Consider the following 1,579-nt stretch of genomic DNA (forward strand, 5'->3'; position numbering starts at 1 on the left):
CCGTCGTCGTACCGGCCGCCGGCCGCGCGCCGGGCTCAGCGCCTCCGGAAGACCCACAGCTTGAGCAGCACGAACCGGGCCACCGTGGCGAGGCCGTTGGCCGCCACCAGCCCGGCCACCTCGACCACCCGGGAGGCGTGCGGCAGCGCCGCGTCCAGCAGCGCCAGCGCGCCGCTGCTGAGGCCCAGCCCGATCAGGAACGCGACCGCGCCCTGGAGCTGGTGGCGCACCGCGCCGTCCGAGCCGGTGATGCCGAAGGTGAAGCGGCGGTTGGCCGCGGTGTTGGCCACCGCGCTGACCGCCAGGGCCACCAGGTTGGCCGTCTGCGAGGAGGCGACCAGCCGCAGCAGGACGAACAGGGCCAGGTAGAAGAGGGTGCTCAGCACCCCGATGACCAGGAAGGACGGCAGCTGCCGGCGGACCGGCCGGGCCGCCCCGGCGGGCTCGTCGCGCTCGCCCCGGTCCGCGGAGAGGGTCTCGTTCACGCGCCCGTACCGTACCGGCCCTGCTCCTCGGCGGAGTCGTAGCCGACGAAGTACGCGGGCCGGGCCTGGACCGCCGAGTAGATCCGGCCGACGTACTCGCCGAGCAGGCCGACGCAGACCAGCTGCACGGCGCCGATGAAGAGCATCCCTATGAACAGCGAGGACCAGCCGGGCACGGTGGAGCCGACGGCGTACGCGACCGTGGTGTAGATCGCCAGCAGGAGGCAGACCAGGAAGCTGAACAGCCCCAGCCAGGTGGCCAGCCGCAGCGGGGCGGCGGAGAAGTTGGTGACGCTGTCCAGCGCGAGCCGGAGCATCTTCGAGAGCGGGTAGTGGGTGCTGCCCGCGACCCGCTCCTCGCGCACGTAGACCACCTCGCCGCTGGGGAAGCCCAGCCACGGCACCAGCAGCCGGTAGACCGGCTGGTGCTCGGGCATCGCCTTGAGCGCGTCCACCGCCGCCCGGCTGAGCAGCCGGAAGTCGCCGGCCTGGTTGGGCATCCGCTTGCCGACCAGCTTGCGCATCAGCCAGTAGTAGCCGCCGGCGGTGTGCCGCTTGAAGAAGGTGTCGGTGCCGCGGTCGCCGCGCACGCCGTAGACGATGTCCAGGTGCTGCTCGCGGGCGAGCTCCAGCATCTCGGGGATCTTCTCCGGCGGGTCCTGGAGGTCGGCGTCGATGGAGACCACGTAGTCGCCGTGGGCGCGGTGGATGCCGGCGGTGAGGGCGGCCTGGTGCCCGGAGTTGCGGGCGAAGCGGACGATGCGGAACTCCGGCCAGTCCTGGCGGATCTTCTGCATCAGCACCGGGGTGACGTCGGTGCTGCCGTCGTCCACCCCGACCACCTCGTAGGCCACGTCGAGCCCGTCGAGGATCGGCCGCAGCCGTTCGACGGTCAGCGGGAGCGCCTCCTGCTCGTTGTAGATCGGCATCACGACCGACAACAGCGGTGCCGTTGACATGCGTTGGTCCCACTTTCCGCGACGGCGGGCTGGATGGTGGCCCGACCATAACAGTCTGCGATGAGCGGCCGCTGAAAGGCGGTGCGCTCCGGTGAACTGCCCATGAGACGCCGAAGGGCCCCGCGCACCGTGCGG

The 1,579-nt window shown here is 71.8% G+C and carries 2 protein-coding genes; both read right to left on the bottom strand.

The features are described 5' to 3' along the window. Positions 1-35: 35 nt before the first annotated feature. Positions 36-485 carry a GtrA family protein gene (locus tag ACFU7Z_RS39370; RefSeq protein ID WP_380782974.1) on the bottom strand — a complete coding sequence of 150 codons (450 nt, stop codon included), beginning with the start codon at positions 483-485 and terminating at the stop codon, positions 36-38. Continuing rightward, positions 482-1,444 carry a glycosyltransferase family 2 protein gene (locus ACFU7Z_RS39375; protein WP_380782976.1) on the bottom strand — a complete coding sequence of 321 codons (963 nt, stop codon included), beginning with the start codon at positions 1,442-1,444 and terminating at the stop codon, positions 482-484. Before ACFU7Z_RS39375 ends, ACFU7Z_RS39370 begins: the two co-directional genes overlap by 4 nt. Positions 1,445-1,579 lie beyond the last annotated feature (135 nt).

This window comes from Kitasatospora sp. NPDC057518 (genome assembly GCF_042802075.1).
Taxonomy (GTDB): Bacteria; Actinomycetota; Actinomycetes; order Streptomycetales; family Streptomycetaceae; genus Kitasatospora.

Bases quoted from the DNA above. Each gene is read 5' to 3' on its own strand.
- ACFU7Z_RS39375 (WP_380782976.1), bottom strand. From the start codon at position 1,444: ATGTCAACGGCACCGCTGTTGTCGGTCGTGATGCCGATCTACAACGAG.